Below are 19,202 nucleotides of genomic sequence, written 5' to 3'. Positions count from 1 at the left end.
ACCCGCCATCCGGCATCTTAATTAAGGACGGCTGTCATTCGCCTGGCGTAACAAGGTACGGCTTTCACTCTGGAAGCGTTTCGCATAATCGCCAAACCAATGCTCCACCTTACGGAAACTGTCGATAAACGCTTGCTTATCGCCCTGCTCCAGTAAACCGATCGCCTCGCCAAAACGTTGGTAGTAGCGTTTAATCAGCGCAAGGTTGCTCTCAGACGACATAATAATATCGGCATAGAGCTGCGGATCCTGGGCAAACAGACGGCCAACCATCGCCAGCTCAAGCCGGTAAATCGGCGAAGAGAGCGCCAGCAGCTGCTCCAGTTGAACGTTCTCTTCCGCTAAATGCAGACCGTAAGCAAAGGTCGCAAAGTGACGCAGTGCCTGAATAAACGCCATGTTCTGGTCATGTTCAACGGCGCTGATCCGATGCAGTCGCGCACCCCATACCTGAATCTGTTCCAGAAACCACTGATAAGCTTCCGGCTGACGTCCGTCACACCAAACGACGACCTGCTTGGCCAGACTGCCGCTGTCCGGACCAAACATTGGGTGTAACCCCACCACCGGGCCATCATGTGCAGCCAGCATCGCCTGTAAAGGACCATTTTTCACCGAAGCCAGATCCACCAGAATGCAGTCAGACGGCAGACGAGGTAGTTTGGCGATCACCTGCTCGGTGACGTGGATCGGCACGCTGACGATCACCATGCCGGCATCAGAGACGATCTCCGGCGCGCGATCCCAGTCCTGCTGTTCCAGGATCCGCACCTGGTAACCTGACAGGGTGAGCATTTTTTCGAACAGACGCCCCATCTGACCGCCGCCGCCGACAATCACCACCGGCCGCAGAGAAGGACAAAGCGTTTTAAACCCTTTGTCGTTCTCACTGGAGTAGGACTCACGCATAACGCGGCGTAGCACATCTTCAATCAGGTCCGGCGGCACGCCAAGGGCTTCCGCTTCCGCGCGACGAGAGGCCAGCATAGAGGCTTCCCGCTCCGGCACGTAGATCGGCAGCCCAAAGCGGCTTTTTACTTCACCTACTTCGGCAACCAGCTCCAGGCGGCGTGCCAGTAAATCCAGCAACGCCTTGTCGACTTCATCAATTTGATCGCGTAATGCGGTCAATTCAGCAACCATAATCAACCTCTTATGCTACACGCGCCGACAGCTGGCCGTTTAAATCCTGGCTAATTTCACGCAGCAGCGCATCCGTCATTTCCCAGCTAATGCAGGCGTCAGTTACGGATACGCCGTATTTCATTTCGCTGCGCGGCTGTTCGGAAGACTGGTTGCCTTCGTGAATATTACTTTCAATCATCAAGCCAATGATCGAGCGATTGCCATCTTTGATTTGTGCAATCACGGATTCAGCCACGGCAGGCTGACGGCGGTAATCTTTATTGGAATTACCATGACTGCAATCTACCATCAGAGAAGGTCGTAGTCCCGCCTGCTCCATCTCTTTTTCGCACTGGGCGACATCTGCCGGGCTGTAGTTCGGCGCTTTACCTCCGCGCAAGATCACGTGACCGTCCGGATTCCCCTGTGTTTGCAGCAGTGCAACCTGCCCGGCCTGGTTAATACCGACAAAGCGGTGCGACTGCGCAGCCGCACGCATGGCGTTAATGGCGGTCGCCAGGCTACCGTCGGTACCATTCTTAAAGCCAACCGGCATCGAAAGACCGGAAGCCATTTCGCGGTGAGTCTGCGATTCCGTAGTACGGGCACCGATTGCGGACCAGCTAAACAGGTCGCCCAGGTATTGCGGGCTATTTGGATCCAGCGCTTCAGTTGCCAGCGGCAGTCCCATATTTACCAGTTCAAGCAGCAGCTGACGCGCAATTTTCAGACCTGCTTCAACATCAAAAGAGCCATCCATATGAGGATCGTTAATTAACCCTTTCCAGCCGACAGTGGTACGGGGTTTTTCAAAATAGACGCGCATCACCAGGTAGAGGCTATCGCTGACCTCTGCGGCAAGGGCTTTAAATCGACGAGCATACTCAATAGCCATTTCAGGATCGTGAATGGAGCATGGGCCACATACGACCAGCAGGCGCGGATCGCGACCGGAGATAATATCTGAGATGGTTTTACGCGACTGGGTGATTTGCGCCTCTTGCTCCTGGCTCAGCGGAAATTCAGCTTTCAGCTGCTCCGGAGTCATCAGAACCTGTTCGTCGGTAATATGTACGTTGTTCAGCGCGTCTTTTTGCATGATGGTGATCCTGTTTAGCTCGTTTGCGATAGTTGATCCTCAGCGAGGAGGAAATAACGATATCACAATAGGTAAAGATTTCAATCCACAATCCGTAAATTTTAATTTACATGATGTTATTTCAAGGCAAAAACAGCCCTTGCAAATGTACATTTAAATTTACACTACCGAATTTTCAGATCCACTATGCTTAAAAAAACGAAGGAGCACAGGCAATGAAGCAACTCATCAGCATCTTGTTTCTATTACTTCTTAGCGGATGTCAGATAGACCCCTACACCCATGCCCCTACCTGGACTGGAACCGACTGGTACGACGCCGGGATACAAGATGCCATTTCGGGTTATGCCGTTAAAGATAATGAAACGCTTGCCGACAACTACAATGACCCCGACGTCGATCGTACGGAATACCTTAAGGGTTACGCCGAGGGACAACGTAAAACCTGCCAGCAGGATTTTGTTTATGCCAGAGGCCTGACCGGGAAAACTTTTCCGCCCAGTTGCGATACTGTCGAAAATGTTGACCAGTTACACAGCGCCTGGCAGCAAGGGGCAAACGAGGGTGCTGCCTCGATAAGGTTAAATTAAACAATGGGTTATATTTTATAAACCATTAGGATTTAACTTAAATCACCAATAGCATTATTCCAGGAATAATGACGGCTTAGGAAAATAATGTTATTTTGTTGCAAACAATCTTGAATGTATTTCGACGTTTTACAGCAAACGCTGGTAGGTAACTATTCATGAGCTATTCTTACCGACTCATACTTCTACTGGCACTGCTCCTGACCGGATTACCGCTGTATGCCCAAAGCGTTACGGAAGAAGCAAAATCGGTACGCGCTATGGTTTCCGGCATCGTCAGTTATACACGCTGGCCTGCACTTTCCGGGCCCCCAAAACTGTGTATTTTCTCTTCATCGCGTTTTTCCAGTGTCCTGAAAGATACCAGTGCAGGCGCATTACCCTATCTTCCCGTCATCATCCGTACGGAACAAGAAATATTAGTTTCGCAGTGTGACGGTTTTTATTTTGGAAAAGAATCCCCTACTTATCAGGTGGAATTAAAGAATAAATATCCGACTAAGGCATTGTTATTAATTGCTGAACAGAACCCTGAATGCGTTATTGGCAGCGCCTTTTGCCTCATAATTAAAGACGAAGATGTGAGATTTTCCGTAAATATGGATTCCCTTTCACGCAGCGGCGTAAGGGTCAGTCCAGACGTATTGATGCTTGCACGGAATAATAAGCATGGATAAGGGCCATTCTCCCATAGCACGCCCGACGTTTAAGCGAACATTACGGCGTATCAGCATAATCAGCGTTCTGGTAACCATGATGCTGATCTGGCTGCTGCTCAGCATTTCTTCCGTGCTGGCATTAAGACAGTATGCGCAAAAGAATCTGGATCTGACTGCCGCTACCATGACCCGTACGCTCGAAGCTGCATTAGTCTTTTCTGATAGTGTTGCAGCAACTGAAACGCTGGCGGCACTGGGTCAGCAGGGGCAATTTTCCGTTGCAGAAGTTCGTAATAAAAACCAGAAGGTGATCGCCACCTGGCGCTATAACGCGCAGGATACCACTGAAAAGATCAGCGGGATGATCAGCCACTGGCTGTTCCCACAACCGGTCACTCAGCCGATTTTGCATAATGGCAACGTCATCGGCGAAGTACGATTGACTGCGCGCGATAGCGTTATCAGTCATTTCATCTATTTGTCGCTGGCCGTCCTTACCGGGTGCATTCTGTTGGCATCCGGTATTGCATTAATGCTCACTCGCTATTTACACAATGGCGTTGTGGATGCACTGCAAAACATTACCGAGGTGGTACATGATGTTCGTACCAACCGTAACTTTTCACGGCGCGTATCAGAGGAACGCATTGAAGAGTTCCATCTCTTTGCCCTGGACTTTAATAGTCTGCTGGACGAGATGGAGGAGTGGCAACTTAAACTGCAGGCAAAAAACGCTCAGCTGTTGCGTACTGCACTACATGATCCTCTGACGGGTCTGGCAAATCGCGCCGCATTTCGCAGCAGCATAAATGCCCTAATGAATGATGATGCCGCCCACAGCAGCTCGGCATTGTTATTCCTTGATGGCGACAATTTTAAATTTATTAATGATACCTGGGGCCACGCAGCGGGGGATCGGGTCCTGATTGAAGTCGCAAAAAGGTTATCCGAGTTTGGGGGGAGTCGCCATTACCCATACAGACTTGGCGGCGATGAGTTCGCTATGGTGCTGTACAGCGTTCATTCTGAATATGAGGTTCAGCGGATCTGCGCGGCACTGTCACAAGAGTTTAACCGACCTTTTGACCTGCATAATGGTCATCTGGCAAGCATGACGCTCAGTATTGGGTTTGCGCTGACGTGGGAACATGCCTCTGCCGAAAAATTACAAGAACTTGCCGATCAAAATATGTATCAGGCTAAACATTTGCGTTCTGAACGCATTATTAAAAAATAAGGAATTACACACATGCTAAAACGTTTATTATCCCCGTTTCTTCTGCTTTTACTGATTCTGGCGGGCTGTCAGGCACCTCAGGGAAAATTTACCCCAGAGCAAATTGCAGCCATGAAATCATACGGATTTACTGAAGCATCAGGAGACTGGTCTCTCGGCCTGTCTGACACTATCCTGTTTGACAAAAATGACTATAAACTCCGTCCTGAAAGTGAAAAACAGATCAAGGAAATGGCATCCAAACTGGCAGCTACCGGGCTAAATCATGCTCGCCTGGATGGTCATACTGATAACTACGGTGAAGACAGCTATAACGAAGCTCTGTCACTCAAACGCGCTAATGTCGTTGCCGATGCCTGGGCGCAGGGCGCTAATATTCCCCGCACCAACCTGACTACTCAGGGACTCGGGAAGAAATATCCCATTGCCAGCAACCAGACATCAAAAGGTCGCGCTGAAAACCGCCGCGTGGCGGTCGTGATCACGACACCATAATCGTCCCCCAACTGGCTGCGCGCCGCGCAGTCCTTCTATTGCCATAAAGAACAAAAGAGTAAACGTCGGGATAAAAAAAGGGCCAGCCTTTCGGCCAGCCCTTTTCTAACAGGATGTCGCTTGCGCGAATCTTAGTTAAGACGCTTTTACCTTACGCCATTGATAAACATGCATTTTTCATTATAAACAGTTAGTTATATGTATCGCTAGTGCAACGAAATGCGGTCAAAAACATGCTGCATGGGCAGAATGTGGACACTACTTATTTCCCTGCGCAATCTTACCCGCAACTGCCTCGGTCAGTTTTACTAAGGTATCAAGTTCATTTTTGTCTAACTTTCGAGCTTCAATAATTTCAGTGGTTTGCCCTGCCTCTAGTCTTCCAACTCTCGAGCTAAAATTGATCTTATCTAGAAGATCTATTATATCAATATCTTTTTGGCTACTCATTGCAAGTTTTATAATAGCAAGGCTTTCCTCGCGGGAACGTTTTATCGCCTCGTAATAACGAAACTCATCCATTGTTACCCTATATTGCTTTAAAAAGAAAAATGCTATTAACTCCAAGAAAAATAACACACCAAAATTAGGAATAAGATACATTACCTTGGTGACTGCATCACCTTTAGTATCGATTACATGTGATTGAGAATAGAAAAAACCCAACCCTATTATTGCAAAGCAAACGCCAACCAATAAATAAAGACTACCACGGGAATAAATATTCTTCGCAAGGCCTTCAGAGCTAGTAATCAGACCTTTAAGATAAAAATCCAGCGAATCATCCTTATCCGCCCCCCCTCTTCTTGAGCCTTTTTGAGCAATTTTATCTCATTGATGATGTCCACAACGTTAAACATTGACGATTTATTTATTGACTCACTACCAGTGATTCTCATAAGTATTCTTTGGATCGGAGATACACCATAAATAATTGTGTAAACGATCACAAATGATACAGTAAATAACGACCTAACAAACCACGGCAACTGGGTAAGGTCTGTTCTCGAATTCGGAAACAAATAATAAAAAGTTGAGTCTAATATCCCTGTGGAAAATATTATATTTGCAATTAAAAATACAGCACCTATCTCAACCAAATTATAATAACCACGAGTATATACTCTCTTAATTTTAGCCTCAGACATCTTTGGCGGTGTATCGATAGTAGGCTCACTCATCATATAATCCTGTTAAATTAGAAATAGGGTTAAGAGTTACAGCTTCTTCTAAATGATCTGGTGCAAAATGAGCATATATCATAGTTTCCCTAATATTGGCATGGCCTAAAATCCGTTGGAGTACCAAGATATTACCTCCATTCATCATAAAATGGCTTGCAAACGTATGACGTAGCACATGCGTCATTTGTCCCTCAGCTAACTCGATATCGGTCAGAGCGAGCATTTTCTTAAACTCCAGATAGCAGGGGTGAAACATTTTACCCTGCAAAGGAGCCAACTCGTCATACAGCCACCGAGGGATCGGTACTATACGGTTCTTCTTACCTTTAGTTTTCGTTAAGATCAGCTTGTAGGGTAAAAGCTTTGAACGAATCAGACGGTTGGCTTCACCCTATCTAGTACGCCTCACGAGATGATACTTTAAGAACACTTTTTCTTAGAGCGACTAATACTACCATCATTACAGACAAATTTTCCGTCAGCGGTGCAATGCGATACTCCACCTTTAGATTTAGAACATGGGTAGTTTTTTGCAGATACAGTAGAAGATGAAATTGAGAGCAGTATTATTATTAGAAAAGAAAAACATACTTTCATTAGTATTATCCTTTAAATAGAGAACATCAAATATTACTCATGATTTTTATTGTTGCTGCCTGACATTCCTCGCACGCTTTAGCACCAGTTAGGTACTAAAATCCTTATCGAGCACTAGTCAGTTACAGGACCAAACCCAGCATAATCACCCAAACAATAATCTTGGTAAATATAGAAGCATTGGGTTTCGCAATTACAGACCACATACTATCAAAACAATGTTTACCGTTTGTGATCCGTTTCTAATATGTCGTAAAAACAAGGCGATGCAACCATATCAATATAATTATTTTTATTATAATCACCATCAACATGTAATCAACTGCACTGCATCCACCATTACAACCGTAACAACAATAAACAATGCTTTCTGAACTTCAGTTCCCGCCAAAATATCGGATAATTTATTTATTAACCACACTCCACAATATTTCGACATATTATGGGCAGCATCAATAAAAAAAGGGCCAGCCTTTCGGCCAGCCCTTTTCTAACAGGATGTCGCTTGCGCGAATCTTAGTTAAGACGCTCTTTGATACGAGCAGACTTACCAGTGCGCTCACGCAGGTAGTACAGTTTAGCTTTACGAACAGCACCACGACGTTTAACAGCAATGCTGTCAACTACCGGAGAGTGAGTCTGGAAGACACGCTCAACGCCTTCGCCGTTGGAAATTTTACGAACAGTGAATGCAGAGTGCAGACCGCGGTTACGAATAGCGATAACCACGCCCTCGAATGCCTGCAGACGTTTTTTGGAACCTTCAACAACCCATACTTTCACTTCCACGGTATCACCCGGACGGAAGGAAGGTACGTCCTGCTTCATCTGTTCTTGTTCAAGTTGCTTAATAATGTTGCTCATAATTTAATCTCTTATCCTGGGTAAACTGATATTGGGGGCTTACGCCTGCCCATCATGTTTATGTTGCTGTTGTGCGTGTTCCTTTTTGAACTCCGCCAGCAACCTTGCTTGCTCTTCAGTCAGAGCCAGGTTTTCCAGAAGTTCAGGTCTTCTAAGCCAGGTCCGGCCCAGCGACTGCTTCAAACGCCAGCGACGTATCTCAGCGTGGTTCCCCGACAGTAACACCGCCGGTACTTCCATCTGCTCTAACACTTCAGGTCGGGTATAGTGCGGGCAATCCAGCAACCCATCAGCAAACGAATCTTCGATTGCCGAAGCCTCATGACCCAGAACTCCCGGAATAAACCGGGACACGGAGTCGATCAGCGTCATTGCCGGTAACTCACCACCGCTGAGTACGTAATCGCCGATTGACCATTCTTCGTCAATTTCGGTTTGAATCACGCGCTCATCTATTCCTTCATAGCGACCACATACCAGAATCAGCTTTTGATTCGTGGCCAGTTCGCTAACGCCCGCTTGATCAAGCTTGCGTCCCTGAGGTGACAGATAAATCACCTTTGCGCCTTCACCAGCCGCAGCTTTTGCTGCATGAATGGCGTCCCGTAAAGGTTGCACCATCATTAACATCCCCGGTCCGCCGCCGTAAGGACGATCGTCCACGGTACGGTGCCGGTCATGAGTAAAGTCACGAGGACTCCAGCTCTGGATGTTCAGCAGGCCATTTTTTACTGCCCGGCCAGTTACCCCGTAATCGGTAATTGCGCGGAACATTTCTGGAAACAGGCTAACGATACCTATAAACACAAGCCAATCCCCATAACGCCGACTTTTACCGTTTATCCGGTGGTTTAAAAACCAGGATCCCAATCTACTTCGATAGTACGAGTAGCGAGATCGACTTTCTTGATAACCTGCCCATCGAGGAACGGCACAAGACGTTCCTTGATACCAAACGCATCTTTCAGGTTTGCCTTGATGACGATGACGTCATTCGAACCGGTTTCCATCATATCGACGACTTTACCGAGATCGTAGCCTTCAGTAGTCACTACCTGGCAGCCCATAAGGTCTTTCCAGTAGTAGGAACCATCTTCCAGCGCTGGCAACTGCGAGGAATCCACGACAATTTCGCAATTAGTCAGTAGATTCGCCGAATCACGATCGTCAACGCCTTTCAGCTTGATGATCAGATCCTGATTGTGGTGCTTCCAGCTTTCCAGCTGTACTTGCTGCCACTGACCCGCCTTCTGGATAAACCAGGGCTGATAGTCAAAAATGCTTTCGGCGTCTTCAGTGGAAGAAAACACTCTGAGCCAACCACGGATACCGTAAGAAGACCCCATTTTCCCCAAAACGATGGGTTCCACAGGAGCCTGTGCGGCGAGTTGCTTGCTCATCATGACCACCGTGACAGATTAAGCTGCTTTGTTTGCTGCTTTGATCAGCGTAGCTACGCGATCAGAAATAGTCGCGCCCTGGCCAACCCAGTGAGCGATGCGATCCAGATCCAGGCGAGTGCCTTCTTCTTTTTCGCTAGCGATTGGGTTAAAGAAGCCAACGCGCTCGATGAAGCGACCGTTGCGTGCATTACGGCTGTCGGTAACAACAACCTGGTAGAACGGACGCTTTTTAGCGCCGTGACGAGCTAAACGAATAGTAACCATAACATCCTCTTGTGTGAATAAAACACCCAGGCCCCATCGAGGAACGGAGCCCGGGTGTCATATTAAAAGCCCGAAAATTTTACTGATTTCTGGGAAAAAAGCAATCAACATGTGATGAAGCTTTATACCAGGGCGTTACCGTTGCAGCCAGTTTGGCGTCGGCGCGCGCGCAGAAAGCGGAGCGTACACACAGTACGTGAGCATTTCGAGCACACTCCGGCGTCAAAATGGCAAATAAGGTAGCCCGATATATTTATCTACCGGGGAAGCCTGGTGGCATCATCCCCTTCATACCACGCATCATCTTCGCCATTCCGCCCTTCTTCATTTTCTTCATCATGCGCTGCATGTCGTCGAACTGTTTCAGAAGGCGGTTTACGTCCTGTACCTGCATACCGCAACCGGCAGCGATACGGCGTTTGCGGGAACCTTTGATAATTTCCGGCTTAGCGCGTTCTTTCATCGTCATCGAGTTGATGATGGCTTCCATACGCACCAGCACTTTATCGTCCATCTGCGATTTCACATTGTCAGGGATCTGACCCATGCCCGGCAGCTTGCCCATCAGGCTTGCCATACCGCCCATGTTTTTCATCTGGTTGAGCTGTTCAAGGAAATCGTTGAGATCGAAGCCATCGCCTTTTTTCAGCTTGCTGGCTAATTTTTCTGCCTGCGCACGGTCAACCTTGCTTTCGATATCTTCGATCAGCGACAGCACGTCACCCATGCCGAGAATGCGCGAAGCAATCCTGTCCGGATGGAACGGCTCCAGTGCTTCGGTTTTCTCGCCGACGCCGAGGAATTTAATCGGCTTACCGGTAATATGACGAATAGAGAGCGCCGCACCGCCACGGGCATCACCATCAACTTTTGTCAGCACTACGCCGGTTAACGGCAGTGCTTCGTTAAAGGCTTTTGCGGTATTTGCGGCATCCTGACCGGTCATGGCGTCGACCACAAACAGCGTTTCTACCGGCTTGATAGAAGCGTGGACCTGTTTGATTTCGTCCATCATGGCTTCGTCAACGTGCAGACGACCGGCGGTATCCACCAGCAGCACGTCGTAGAATTTGAGTTTGGCTTCTTTCAGCGCGGCGTTAACGATATCGACCGGCTTCTGGCCGACATCCGACGGGAAGAAGTCAACACCGACCTGCTCGGCCAGCGTTTCCAGCTGTTTGATCGCCGCCGGGCGATAAACGTCCGCAGAGACCACCAGCACTTTCTTCTTGTGCTTCTCGCGCAGGAATTTACCCAACTTACCGACGCTGGTCGTTTTACCCGCACCCTGCAGGCCCGCCATCAGCACCACGGCTGGCGGCTGCGCAGCCAGATTCAGGGTCTGGTTTTCTTCGCCCATTGCGGCAACCAGTTCGTTACGGACAATCTTGACGAACTCCTGACCCGGCGTCAGGCTTTTGTTAACTTCATGACCAACCGCTTTCTCTTTTACGCGATTGATAAACTCACGCACTACCGGCAGCGCTACGTCAGCCTCCAGCAGCGCCATGCGCACTTCGCGCAGCGTCTCTTTAACGTTGTCTTCAGTAAGGCGTCCACGGCCACTGATATTGCGCAGCGTGCGCGACAAACGATCGGTTAAATTATCAAACATTGTCTCTCGCCTGGGGTGGAAACGGTCGGTCGCGACAGCGACACATCAACAGAAATTTGTCGCAGTATAACATGAAGCCGCCTTTGTTGTTATGCAACGGTTGGAGCAGCGGTCACGTAACGCTATACTGCTTTTCTTTATCACTGGCCAACTGTCGACACCTATATGCCCGTTTTTGCTCTGCTCGCCCTTGTCGCCTACTCAGTCAGCCTCGCGCTGATTATTCCCGCTCTGCTGCAAAAAAACAGCGGCTGGCGGCGTATGGCTATTCTCTCTGCGGTCGTTGCGCTGGTAAGCCATGCTATCGCCCTGGAAGCGCGTATCCTACCCGGCGGTGAAAGCGGACAAAACCTGAGTCTGTTGAACGTCGGCTCGCTGGTAAGCCTGATGATCTGTACGGTAATGACCATCGTCGCGTCCCGCAATCGTGGCTGGCTATTGCTGCCCATTGTCTACGCCTTTGCGCTGATAAACCTGGCCTTCGCCACGTTTATGCCTAACGAGTTCATCACCCATCTCGAAGCTACGCCAGGCATGATGATTCACATCGGGCTATCACTGTTCGCTTACGCCACGCTGATTATCGCCGCGCTCTACGCGCTACAGTTGGCATGGATCGATTACCAACTGAAAAACAAAAAACTGGCCTTCAGCAATGAGATGCCGCCACTGATGAGTATTGAGCGGAAGATGTTTCATATCACCCAAATTGGCGTGGTTCTGCTGACGCTCACCCTGTGCACTGGCCTGTTTTACATGCATAACCTGTTCAGTACCGAGAACATTGATAAAGCCGTTCTCTCTATCGTGGCATGGTTTGTCTATATCGTTCTGTTGTGGGGGCATTACCATGAAGGTTGGCGCGGACGTCGCGTCGTATGGTTTAACGTCGCAGGCGCTGGCATTCTGACGCTGGCCTATTTCGGCAGCCGTATCCTGCAGCAGTTCGTGAGTTAAATCTTTAAGGAACCCTACGTGGAACACATCTCCACCACCACGCTCATTATCACGCTCCTCATCATGGTGGTCATTTCCGCCTATTTTTCCGGTTCTGAAACCGGAATGATGACCCTGAATCGCTACCGCCTACGCCATCGGGCCAAACAGGGAAATCGTCAGGCAAAACGGGTTGAAAAGTTACTTCGCAAGCCGGATCGCCTGATAAGCCTGGTGCTCATCGGTAATAATCTGGTGAATATTCTGGCCTCCGCACTCGGCACCATTGTCGGTATGCGCCTGTATGGCGATGCTGGCGTCGCCATTGCCACCGGGGTACTGACGTTTGTGGTGCTGGTTTTTGCCGAAGTGCTGCCAAAGACGATTGCCGCGCTATATCCGGAAAAAGTTGCCTATCCGAGCAGCGTCCTGCTGGCTCCGCTGCAGATTCTGATGATGCCGTTAGTATGGCTACTCAACACCATCACGCGGCTTCTGATGCGCATGATGGGCATCAAAACAGATATCGTAGTGAGCGGTTCGCTGAGTAAAGATGAACTGCGAACGCTGGTGAATGAATCGCGCTCGCAAATCTCACGCCGTAACCAGGATATGCTGCTGTCAGTGCTGGATCTGGAAAAAGTCAGCGTCGATGACATCATGATCCCGCGTAATGAAATTATCGGCATTGATATTAACGATGACTGGAAATCAATCGTGCGTCAGCTTTCGCACTCCCCGCACGGTCGTATTGTGCTGTATCGCGACTCGCTCGACGATGCCATCAGTATGCTGCGCGTACGTGAAGCCTGGCGATTGATGGCCGAGAAAAAAGAGTTCACCAAAGAGACCATGTTACGCGCCGCCGACGAAATTTATTACGTTCCGGAAGGCACACCACTCAGCACCCAGCTCATTAAATTTCAGCGCAATAAGAAGAAAGTGGGCCTGGTCGTTAATGAATATGGCGATATTCAAGGACTGGTTACGGTCGAGGATATTCTGGAAGAGATTGTTGGTGACTTCACGACCTCAATGTCACCGACGCTTGCCGAAGAAGTCACACCGCAGAATGACGGTTCGGTGATCATTGACGGTAGCGCCAACGTTCGTGAAATCAATAAGGCGTTTAACTGGCACCTGCCGGAAGATGACGCACGTACCGTGAACGGTATTATTCTTGAAGCGCTGGAAGAGATCCCGGTTGCCGGCACACGTGTGCGTATTGGGCAGTACGATATCGATATTCTCGACGTGCAGGACAATATGATTAAACAGGTGCAGGTGTTGCCCGTCAAACCGCTGCGGGAAAGCGTATCGGACCAGTGAGAGTAATCCAGACCGGGTAGCGCATCAGCATTACCCGGTCTGAGGCTAATTAGCCTTTGGCTTTCGCCACAGAGACCATCGCCGCACGGATGGTACGTCCGTTCAGGGTATAGCCTTTCTGCATAACCATCAGCACATTACCGGCAGCAACGTCATCAGACTCTACCATTGCAATCGCCTGGTGCACGTTCGGGTCCATCGGCACGTCGATATCCGCAACCACCTGTACGCCAAACTTCGCCACAACATCCAGCATTGACTTACGGGTCAGCTCAATACCTTCGACCATAGCCGCCATAGCGTCATTGTCTTTGTCCGCAACTTCCAGCGCACGGTCCAGGCTATCCAGCACCGGCAGCAGTTCGTTGACGAATTTTTCCAGTGCAAACTTATGCGCTTTTTCTATGTCCAGTTCGGTACGACGACGCAGGTTTTCCATTTCCGCTTTGATACGCAACACGCTGTCGCGCTCGCGCGTTTCGGCTTCAGCAAGCTGAGCTTCCAGATTCGCAATTTTTTCATCGCGCGGATCCACCTGCTCAGCAGAAGCGTCTGGTTCAACCGCCTCAACTTCTTCGTGCTGATCCATGATAATTTCTTCCGGGGCTTGCCCCTCAGGCGTTTTCTGTTCTTTACTACTCATGAATTTCTCCGCGTTTTTTTCGCATTCATCTCGCTAACTTGGCTTATTATGGGGATCAGATTCAGGGATTCAAGGGAAGTACTCACATTGTCACTAATCTTCGTTACAAGGACCTCGAGAAAATGAACAAACATTTCAAGTGTATTGGCATTGTGGGGCATCCACGTCACCCCACTGCACTGACCACACATGAAATGCTCTACCGTTGGCTGTGCGCCAAAGGTTATGAGGTTATCGTTGAGCAACAAATCGCCCACGAGCTGCAGCTGAAAAATGTGAAAACCGGTACGCTCGCAGAGATTGGCCAGCAGGCAGACCTCGCCGTGGTTGTCGGCGGCGACGGCAATATGCTGGGCGCCGCACGCACCCTGGCACGTTATGATATCAAGGTTATTGGCATTAACCGCGGTAATCTTGGTTTTCTGACCGACCTTGACCCAGACAATGCTCAACAACAGTTAGCTGACGTGCTGGAAGGCCACTACATCAGCGAAAAGCGCTTTTTACTTGAAGCCCAGGTGTGCCAACAGGATTGCCAAAAGCGTATTAGCACTGCGATCAATGAAGTTGTGCTGCACCCCGGAAAAGTGGCGCACATGATTGAATTTGAAGTCTATATCGATGAAATTTTTGCCTTCTCCCAGCGTTCGGACGGCTTGATTATTTCCACACCGACCGGCTCTACCGCCTATTCGCTCTCTGCCGGAGGTCCGATCCTGACGCCTTCGCTGGATGCTATTACGCTGGTCCCGATGTTCCCGCATACACTTTCCGCACGACCGCTGGTGATCAACAGTAGCAGCACCATTCGCCTGCGCTTCTCTCATCGCCGTAACGATCTGGAAATCAGTTGCGACAGCCAGATCGCCCTGCCTATACAGGAAGGTGAAGACGTATTAATTCGCCGCTGTGATTATCATCTGAACCTGATACACCCAAAAGATTACAGCTATTTCAACACATTAAGCACTAAACTAGGCTGGTCAAAAAAATTATTTTAATTTAACGCCAACCTCTTTACTGTATAAAAAACCAGTTTATACTGTATGTAATTACAGTTATGGTTTTTCATACAGGAAAACAGCTATGTTGGCACAACTGACCATCAGCAATTTTGCTATCGTTCGTGAACTTGAGATCGATTTCCAGAACGGAATGACCGTTATTACCGGTGAAACCGGTGCGGGTAAGTCCATTGCCATTGATGCTCTCGGTTTGTGCCTGGGCGGACGCGCAGATGCCGACATGGTACGTGCAGGCGCCACGCGAGCCGACCTCTGCGCGCGATTCGCCTTAAAAGACACCCCCGCGGCTCTGCGCTGGCTGGAAGAAAACCAGCTTGAGGAAGGCCGTGAATGTTTGCTGCGTCGTGTTATCAGCAGCGACGGACGTTCACGCGGCTTCATTAACGGCACTGCCGTACCGTTGTCACAGCTGCGCGAGCTGGGCCAGTTGCTTATTCAAATCCACGGTCAGCATGCGCATCAGCTCCTGACAAAATCAGAACACCAAAAGTCTCTGCTGGATGGTTACGCCAATGAAGCGTCCCTGACTCAGGAAATGGCTGCGCGCTACCAGCTGTGGCACCAAAGCTGCCGTGACCTGGCGCATCATCAACAACAGAGTCAGGAGCGTGCAGCCCGGGCAGAACTGTTGCAATACCAGTTAAAAGAACTGAACGAATTCAACCCGCAGCCGGGTGAATTTGAGCAAATTGATGAAGAGTACAAGCGTCTGGCTAACAGCGGGCAATTGCTCACCACCAGCCAACAGGCGCTGGCTATCCTGGCGGATGGCGAAGACATCAACCTGCAAAGCCAACTGTACACTGCAAAGCAGCTGGTCACTGAACTGGCAGGCATGGACGGCAGACTTTCCGGTATCCTGGATATGCTGGAAGAGGCCACGATCCAACTCAGCGAAGCCAGCGACGAGCTGCGCCACTATTGCGATCGTCTGGATTTGGACCCTAACCGTTTGTTTGAACTTGAACAGCGTATTTCCAAACAAATCTCATTGGCCCGCAAGCATCATGTTGCCCCTGAAGCGCTGCCACAGTTCTATCAGTCATTGCTGGATGAACAACAGCAGTTAGACGATCAGGCCGACTCGCTCGAAACCTTAACCCTGGCGGTGAACAATCACCACCAGCAGGCTCTGGAAACGGCAAAAATGCTGCACAAACAGCGCCAGCATTATGCTCAGGAGCTGGGACAACTGATTACAGAGAGCATGCATACTCTCTCAATGCCGCACGGTGTCTTTTGCATTGATGTAAAATTTGAGGAGCATCATCTGAGCGCAGACGGTGCCGATCGCATAGAGTTTAAAGTGACCACTAACCCAGGCCAGCCGTTGCAGCTGATTGCGAAAGTCGCTTCCGGTGGGGAACTGTCGCGCATTGCACTGGCTATTCAGGTTATTACCGCACGCAAAATGGAAACACCTGCGCTGATTTTCGATGAAGTGGATGTCGGTATCAGCGGCCCGACTGCTGCGGTAGTGGGAAAAATGCTGCGTCAGTTGGGCGAGTCAACTCAGGTAATGTGCGTTACTCACCTGCCGCAGGTTGCTGGCTGTGGCCATCAACATTTCTATGTCAGCAAAGAAACAGATGGCGCGATGACCGAAACACACATGCAGCCGCTTGATAAACGCGCTCGCCTGCAGGAATTAGCCCGCCTGCTTGGCGGTAGCGAAGTGACGCGCAATACCCTCGCAAATGCAAAAGAACTGCTGGCGGCATAAACTTTTTTACCTTGTTAAGGTCTGAGTTCAACATAAAATCGCCGACCGACCCGACAGCAAAAGGTTTTAAAGTGGTGAAAGGTCTATTATCATCGGCATATTACATATGAGCCGCGTACTGCTCGGGCCCGAAAAGGAATCAAATCACTATGCGCTGTAAAACGCTGACTGCTGCTGCAGCAGTACTACTGATGTTGACTGCAGGCTGTTCCACTCTGGAGCGAGTGGTTTACCGCCCTGACATCAACCAGGGAAATTATCTGACACCTACCGATGTCGCCAAAGTGCGCACGGGTATGACGCAACAGCAGGTTGCTTATGCTCTGGGTACACCAATGATGTCCGATCCTTTTGGCACTAACACCTGGTTTTATGTGTTCCGTCAGCAACCTGGTCATGAAGGCGTAACCCAGCAAACACTGACGCTGACCTTTAACAGCAGCGGCATTTTGACGAACATTGATAACAAACCTGCTTTGACCGACAACAAGTAGGATTAACAGATCAAAAAAAGGTGCTCAATGAGCACCTTTTTTATTGTCTGCTATTTTTTAGCGGATTTCTCTGCTCGCTGTCTGCGCAGCTCTTTCGGATCGGCAATCAGTGGCCGGTAAATTTCCACCCTATCACCGTCCTGGAGAACATCAGCAAGCTTTACCGGACGGCTGTAAATGCCCACTTTATTTTTGCTGAGATCGATATCGGTACGCAATTCCAGCAGCCCGGAAGCGCGGATAGCCTCTTCCACCGTAGCGCCCTGTTGCAGCGTCACACGCTGTAGATACTGTTTCTCGGGTAGCGCATACGCCACTTCAACGACAATTTTAGCTGACGCTGACACTGTAAACCTCTTTCGCGCGGACCGTGAAGGCCTGCACCATGTTCGAAGCCAGCTCTTTAAAGATACGACCAAATGCCAGCTCGATTAACTTATTGGTAAACTCAAAATCGAGATGAAATTCAATGCGGCACGCTTCATGACTCAGTGGCGTAAACTTCCATCCGCCAATGAGTTTCTTGAACGGTCCGTCGACCAGATGCATCAGGATGCTCTGGTTACTGGTCAATTGATTGCGCGTGGTGAACGTTTTGCTAATCCCTGCTTTCGAGACATCCACCGCCGCGGTCATCTGTCCCGGAGTCGACTCCAGCACACGGCTACCGGTGCATCCCGGTAAAAACTGGGGATAGGATTTAACATCATTCACTAGCTGATACATCTGTTCCGCACTGTAAGGTACTAAAGCGGTCCGGCTAATCTGAGGCATAACAATTTCCATCAATATCAATCACACAAATAATACCATTTATCCCCCGCTAAAAAAAACGCTATAGCCTAACTCGTGCTAAGATAGCGCCTTGCGCCCCGCTGGATGAAATGGGGTGTTTTTCGATTCCAGATTACCTATACTGAGCGGCATTATGACGAAGAAAAAAGCACACAAACCTGGCTCAGCCACAATCGCGCTTAACAAGCGCGCACGACACGAATACTTTATTGAAGAAGAGTTCGAAGCAGGACTCGCTCTGCAAGGTTGGGAAGTCAAATCCCTGCGCGCGGGTAAAGCTAACATCGGCGACAGCTACGTCATCCTTAAAGACGGCGAAGCATTCCTGTTTGGCGCCAACTTCACACCAATGGCTGTTGCCTCAACGCATGTGGTATGTGATCCCACCCGTACCCGCAAGCTGTTGTTAAACCAACGTGAGCTCGACTCCCTGTATGGTCGAATGAATCGTGACGGTTATACCGTTGTTGCGCTTTCACTGTACTGGAAAAATGCCTGGTGCAAAGTGAAAATTGGCGTCGCGAAAGGTAAGAAACAGCACGACAAGCGCTCCGATGTGAAAGAACGCGAATGGCAGTTAGATAAAGCGCGTATTATGAAAAATGCTGGTCGCTAAACGCTATTCTCCTGTGACCAGTCTCTGATCCTGAGACTGGTTGTTATTTTTTAGTTATTGAAACCCACCCAATACATTCATCAGGTTTATGGTTTCTTTGTGCTGAATCGTTCAGGTATGAAATAAACTCCCCTGGCATTACCGTAGCGCCCCATAGTCTAATAAAATAAAACTTCAAGACCATGCCACCTATATTCAAACTTATTTAATAACACTATTATTACTGTTGTTTATTATATCACCTCTCATTTCGATTAAAATACAAAATCTTTAAATACAACAAGTTAACCAAAAACAAATCATTAAATACACACCGGAAAGTATACTTTTCAATTAGCTAAATATATTTTTAATATGGATAAGTTGCAGAATACATTCTTTCTGACTATATCATCTAATACGAAAGAACTATTCAGCTAACAGGGCCCGAACGTATTTGATAAGTAAACGAACATCTGTATGACCTAATCAATGTAATTACATGTCTAAATTCATCTTTATGATGAACG

23 protein-coding genes and 1 pseudogene are annotated in these 19,202 nt (G+C 48.8%); 10 read left to right on the top strand and 14 right to left on the bottom strand.

Annotated elements, in window-relative coordinates; all coding sequences use genetic code 11:
* Positions 1-21 precede the first annotated feature (21 nt).
* Together tyrA and aroF are read right to left on the bottom strand one after the other, a co-directional pair.
* Entirely contained in the window at positions 22-1,143 is a 1,122-nt protein-coding gene (tyrA, locus tag LY264_RS06315; protein ID WP_003826456.1) for a bifunctional chorismate mutase/prephenate dehydrogenase, read from the bottom strand.
* A gap of 10 nt (positions 1,144-1,153) precedes the next feature.
* Complete coding sequence (aroF, locus tag LY264_RS06310; RefSeq protein ID WP_048225115.1) at positions 1,154-2,224, bottom strand: 3-deoxy-7-phosphoheptulonate synthase AroF; 1,071 nt, start codon at positions 2,222-2,224, stop codon at positions 1,154-1,156.
* 215 nt (positions 2,225-2,439) lie between these two features.
* Between aroF and LY264_RS06305 the strand changes: the two genes are divergently transcribed.
* From LY264_RS06305 to LY264_RS06290, 4 genes are all read left to right on the top strand, one after another.
* The gene (locus LY264_RS06305; RefSeq protein ID WP_008785516.1) at positions 2,440-2,814 is read left to right on the top strand and encodes a DUF2799 domain-containing protein; all 375 of its coding nucleotides are present in this window, start codon (positions 2,440-2,442) and stop codon (positions 2,812-2,814) included.
* Between the two features lie 158 nt (positions 2,815-2,972).
* Complete coding sequence (yfiR, locus tag LY264_RS06300) at positions 2,973-3,491, top strand: regulatory sequestration protein YfiR (protein ID WP_003826451.1); 519 nt, start codon at positions 2,973-2,975, stop codon at positions 3,489-3,491.
* Positions 3,484-4,710 (top strand): diguanylate cyclase DgcN/YfiN, encoded by a 1,227-nt coding sequence (gene dgcN, locus LY264_RS06295; RefSeq protein ID WP_003826449.1) that lies wholly within the window; start codon positions 3,484-3,486, stop codon positions 4,708-4,710. Before yfiR ends, dgcN begins: the two co-directional genes overlap by 8 nt.
* A 12-nt stretch (positions 4,711-4,722) precedes the next feature.
* The gene (locus LY264_RS06290) at positions 4,723-5,205 is read left to right on the top strand and encodes an OmpA family protein (RefSeq protein ID WP_003826447.1); all 483 of its coding nucleotides are present in this window, start codon (positions 4,723-4,725) and stop codon (positions 5,203-5,205) included.
* 258 nt (positions 5,206-5,463) lie between these two features.
* Here LY264_RS06290 and LY264_RS06285 read toward each other — a convergent pair whose 3' ends face one another.
* The 9 genes and pseudogenes from LY264_RS06285 to ffh all read right to left on the bottom strand — a co-directional run bounded on the left by LY264_RS06285 (position 5,464) and on the right by ffh (position 11,132).
* The gene (locus LY264_RS06285; protein WP_240498911.1) at positions 5,464-5,901 is read right to left on the bottom strand and encodes a hypothetical protein; all 438 of its coding nucleotides are present in this window, start codon (positions 5,899-5,901) and stop codon (positions 5,464-5,466) included.
* 56 nt (positions 5,902-5,957) lie between these two features.
* Positions 5,958-6,389, bottom strand: a complete 432-nt coding sequence (locus LY264_RS06280; protein WP_240498912.1) for a hypothetical protein — start codon at positions 6,387-6,389, stop codon at positions 5,958-5,960.
* A pseudogene (locus LY264_RS06275) lies at positions 6,379-6,780 on the bottom strand (tyrosine-type recombinase/integrase); the annotation flags it as partial. The pseudogene LY264_RS06275 and the gene LY264_RS06280, both read right to left, overlap by 11 nt.
* A gap of 29 nt (positions 6,781-6,809) precedes the next feature.
* Entirely contained in the window at positions 6,810-6,986 is a 177-nt protein-coding gene (locus LY264_RS26055; RefSeq protein ID WP_458573879.1) for a YdcA family protein, read from the bottom strand.
* A gap of 516 nt (positions 6,987-7,502) precedes the next feature.
* On the bottom strand, positions 7,503-7,850 hold the full coding sequence (rplS, locus tag LY264_RS06270; RefSeq protein WP_002914145.1) for a 50S ribosomal protein L19: 348 nt from the start codon (positions 7,848-7,850) through the stop codon (positions 7,503-7,505).
* A gap of 39 nt (positions 7,851-7,889) precedes the next feature.
* Positions 7,890-8,657 (bottom strand): tRNA (guanosine(37)-N1)-methyltransferase TrmD, encoded by a 768-nt coding sequence (gene trmD, locus LY264_RS06265; RefSeq protein ID WP_003031232.1) that lies wholly within the window; start codon positions 8,655-8,657, stop codon positions 7,890-7,892.
* A 44-nt stretch (positions 8,658-8,701) separates the two neighbouring features.
* Entirely contained in the window at positions 8,702-9,250 is a 549-nt protein-coding gene (gene rimM, locus LY264_RS06260; RefSeq protein ID WP_003031230.1) for a ribosome maturation factor RimM, read from the bottom strand.
* 18 nt (positions 9,251-9,268) lie between these two features.
* Positions 9,269-9,517 (bottom strand): 30S ribosomal protein S16, encoded by a 249-nt coding sequence (rpsP, locus tag LY264_RS06255; protein WP_003031228.1) that lies wholly within the window; start codon positions 9,515-9,517, stop codon positions 9,269-9,271.
* Between the two features lie 253 nt (positions 9,518-9,770).
* Positions 9,771-11,132, bottom strand: a complete 1,362-nt coding sequence (gene ffh, locus LY264_RS06250; RefSeq protein ID WP_003031226.1) for a signal recognition particle protein — start codon at positions 11,130-11,132, stop codon at positions 9,771-9,773.
* A 165-nt stretch (positions 11,133-11,297) separates the two neighbouring features.
* Between ffh and LY264_RS06245 the strand changes: the two genes are divergently transcribed.
* Both LY264_RS06245 and LY264_RS06240 read left to right on the top strand, forming a co-directional pair.
* Complete coding sequence (locus LY264_RS06245) at positions 11,298-12,089, top strand: cytochrome C assembly family protein (protein WP_003031224.1); 792 nt, start codon at positions 11,298-11,300, stop codon at positions 12,087-12,089.
* 18 nt (positions 12,090-12,107) lie between these two features.
* Entirely contained in the window at positions 12,108-13,397 is a 1,290-nt protein-coding gene (locus tag LY264_RS06240) for an HlyC/CorC family transporter (RefSeq protein WP_008785520.1), read from the top strand.
* Between the two features lie 49 nt (positions 13,398-13,446).
* Here the strand turns inward: LY264_RS06240 and grpE are convergent, their stop codons facing one another.
* On the bottom strand, positions 13,447-14,040 hold the full coding sequence (gene grpE / locus LY264_RS06235) for a nucleotide exchange factor GrpE (protein WP_071692221.1): 594 nt from the start codon (positions 14,038-14,040) through the stop codon (positions 13,447-13,449).
* Positions 14,041-14,162: 122 nt separating this feature from the next.
* Here grpE and nadK point away from each other — a divergent pair, with 122 nt between their 5' ends.
* From nadK to bamE, 3 genes are all read left to right on the top strand, one after another.
* Complete coding sequence (gene nadK, locus LY264_RS06230; RefSeq protein WP_032944608.1) at positions 14,163-15,041, top strand: NAD(+) kinase; 879 nt, start codon at positions 14,163-14,165, stop codon at positions 15,039-15,041.
* An 85-nt stretch (positions 15,042-15,126) separates the two neighbouring features.
* On the top strand, positions 15,127-16,788 hold the full coding sequence (gene recN / locus LY264_RS06225) for a DNA repair protein RecN (protein WP_048225121.1): 1,662 nt from the start codon (positions 15,127-15,129) through the stop codon (positions 16,786-16,788).
* A 149-nt stretch (positions 16,789-16,937) separates the two neighbouring features.
* Positions 16,938-17,282 (top strand): outer membrane protein assembly factor BamE, encoded by a 345-nt coding sequence (bamE, locus tag LY264_RS06220; protein ID WP_008785524.1) that lies wholly within the window; start codon positions 16,938-16,940, stop codon positions 17,280-17,282.
* A 50-nt stretch (positions 17,283-17,332) separates the two neighbouring features.
* On the opposite strand, the gene LY264_RS06215 is transcribed toward bamE, so the two are convergent.
* The gene (locus tag LY264_RS06215; protein ID WP_008785525.1) at positions 17,333-17,629 is read right to left on the bottom strand and encodes an RnfH family protein; all 297 of its coding nucleotides are present in this window, start codon (positions 17,627-17,629) and stop codon (positions 17,333-17,335) included.
* Complete coding sequence (gene ratA, locus LY264_RS06210; protein ID WP_003826396.1) at positions 17,613-18,056, bottom strand: type II toxin-antitoxin system toxin RatA; 444 nt, start codon at positions 18,054-18,056, stop codon at positions 17,613-17,615. The genes LY264_RS06215 and ratA overlap by 17 nt, the downstream gene beginning before the upstream one ends.
* A gap of 154 nt (positions 18,057-18,210) precedes the next feature.
* On the opposite strand from ratA, the gene smpB reads away from it, so the two are divergent.
* Entirely contained in the window at positions 18,211-18,693 is a 483-nt protein-coding gene (gene smpB / locus LY264_RS06205) for an SsrA-binding protein SmpB (RefSeq protein WP_003031211.1), read from the top strand.
* Positions 18,694-19,202: the final 509 nt, after the last annotated feature.

This window comes from Citrobacter portucalensis (assembly GCF_023374935.1).
GTDB lineage: Bacteria > Pseudomonadota > Gammaproteobacteria > Enterobacterales > Enterobacteriaceae > Citrobacter > Citrobacter portucalensis.
The sequence above is the reverse complement of the archived record's forward strand: the minus strand, read 5'-3'. Positions and strand labels throughout refer to the sequence as shown.

Bases quoted from the DNA above. Each gene is read 5' to 3' on its own strand.
- smpB (WP_003031211.1), top strand. From the start codon at position 18,211: ATGACGAAGAAAAAAGCACACAAACCTGGCTCAGCCACAATCGCGCTT.
- LY264_RS26055 (WP_458573879.1), bottom strand. From the start codon at position 6,986: ATGAAAGTATGTTTTTCTTTTCTAATAATAATACTGCTCTCAATTTCA.
- bamE (WP_008785524.1), top strand. From the start codon at position 16,938: ATGCGCTGTAAAACGCTGACTGCTGCTGCAGCAGTACTACTGATGTTG.
- LY264_RS06305 (WP_008785516.1), top strand. From the start codon at position 2,440: ATGAAGCAACTCATCAGCATCTTGTTTCTATTACTTCTTAGCGGATGT.
- LY264_RS06280 (WP_240498912.1), bottom strand. From the start codon at position 6,389: ATGATGAGTGAGCCTACTATCGATACACCGCCAAAGATGTCTGAGGCT.
- rimM (WP_003031230.1), bottom strand. From the start codon at position 9,250: ATGAGCAAGCAACTCGCCGCACAGGCTCCTGTGGAACCCATCGTTTTG.
- ffh (WP_003031226.1), bottom strand. From the start codon at position 11,132: ATGTTTGATAATTTAACCGATCGTTTGTCGCGCACGCTGCGCAATATC.
- LY264_RS06290 (WP_003826447.1), top strand. From the start codon at position 4,723: ATGCTAAAACGTTTATTATCCCCGTTTCTTCTGCTTTTACTGATTCTG.
- aroF (WP_048225115.1), bottom strand. From the start codon at position 2,224: ATGCAAAAAGACGCGCTGAACAACGTACATATTACCGACGAACAGGTT.
- rpsP (WP_003031228.1), bottom strand. From the start codon at position 9,517: ATGGTTACTATTCGTTTAGCTCGTCACGGCGCTAAAAAGCGTCCGTTC.
- nadK (WP_032944608.1), top strand. From the start codon at position 14,163: ATGAACAAACATTTCAAGTGTATTGGCATTGTGGGGCATCCACGTCAC.
- rplS (WP_002914145.1), bottom strand. From the start codon at position 7,850: ATGAGCAACATTATTAAGCAACTTGAACAAGAACAGATGAAGCAGGAC.
- ratA (WP_003826396.1), bottom strand. From the start codon at position 18,056: ATGCCTCAGATTAGCCGGACCGCTTTAGTACCTTACAGTGCGGAACAG.
- tyrA (WP_003826456.1), bottom strand. From the start codon at position 1,143: ATGGTTGCTGAATTGACCGCATTACGCGATCAAATTGATGAAGTCGAC.
- yfiR (WP_003826451.1), top strand. From the start codon at position 2,973: ATGAGCTATTCTTACCGACTCATACTTCTACTGGCACTGCTCCTGACC.
- dgcN (WP_003826449.1), top strand. From the start codon at position 3,484: ATGGATAAGGGCCATTCTCCCATAGCACGCCCGACGTTTAAGCGAACA.
- recN (WP_048225121.1), top strand. From the start codon at position 15,127: ATGTTGGCACAACTGACCATCAGCAATTTTGCTATCGTTCGTGAACTT.
- LY264_RS06245 (WP_003031224.1), top strand. From the start codon at position 11,298: ATGCCCGTTTTTGCTCTGCTCGCCCTTGTCGCCTACTCAGTCAGCCTC.
- grpE (WP_071692221.1), bottom strand. From the start codon at position 14,040: ATGAGTAGTAAAGAACAGAAAACGCCTGAGGGGCAAGCCCCGGAAGAA.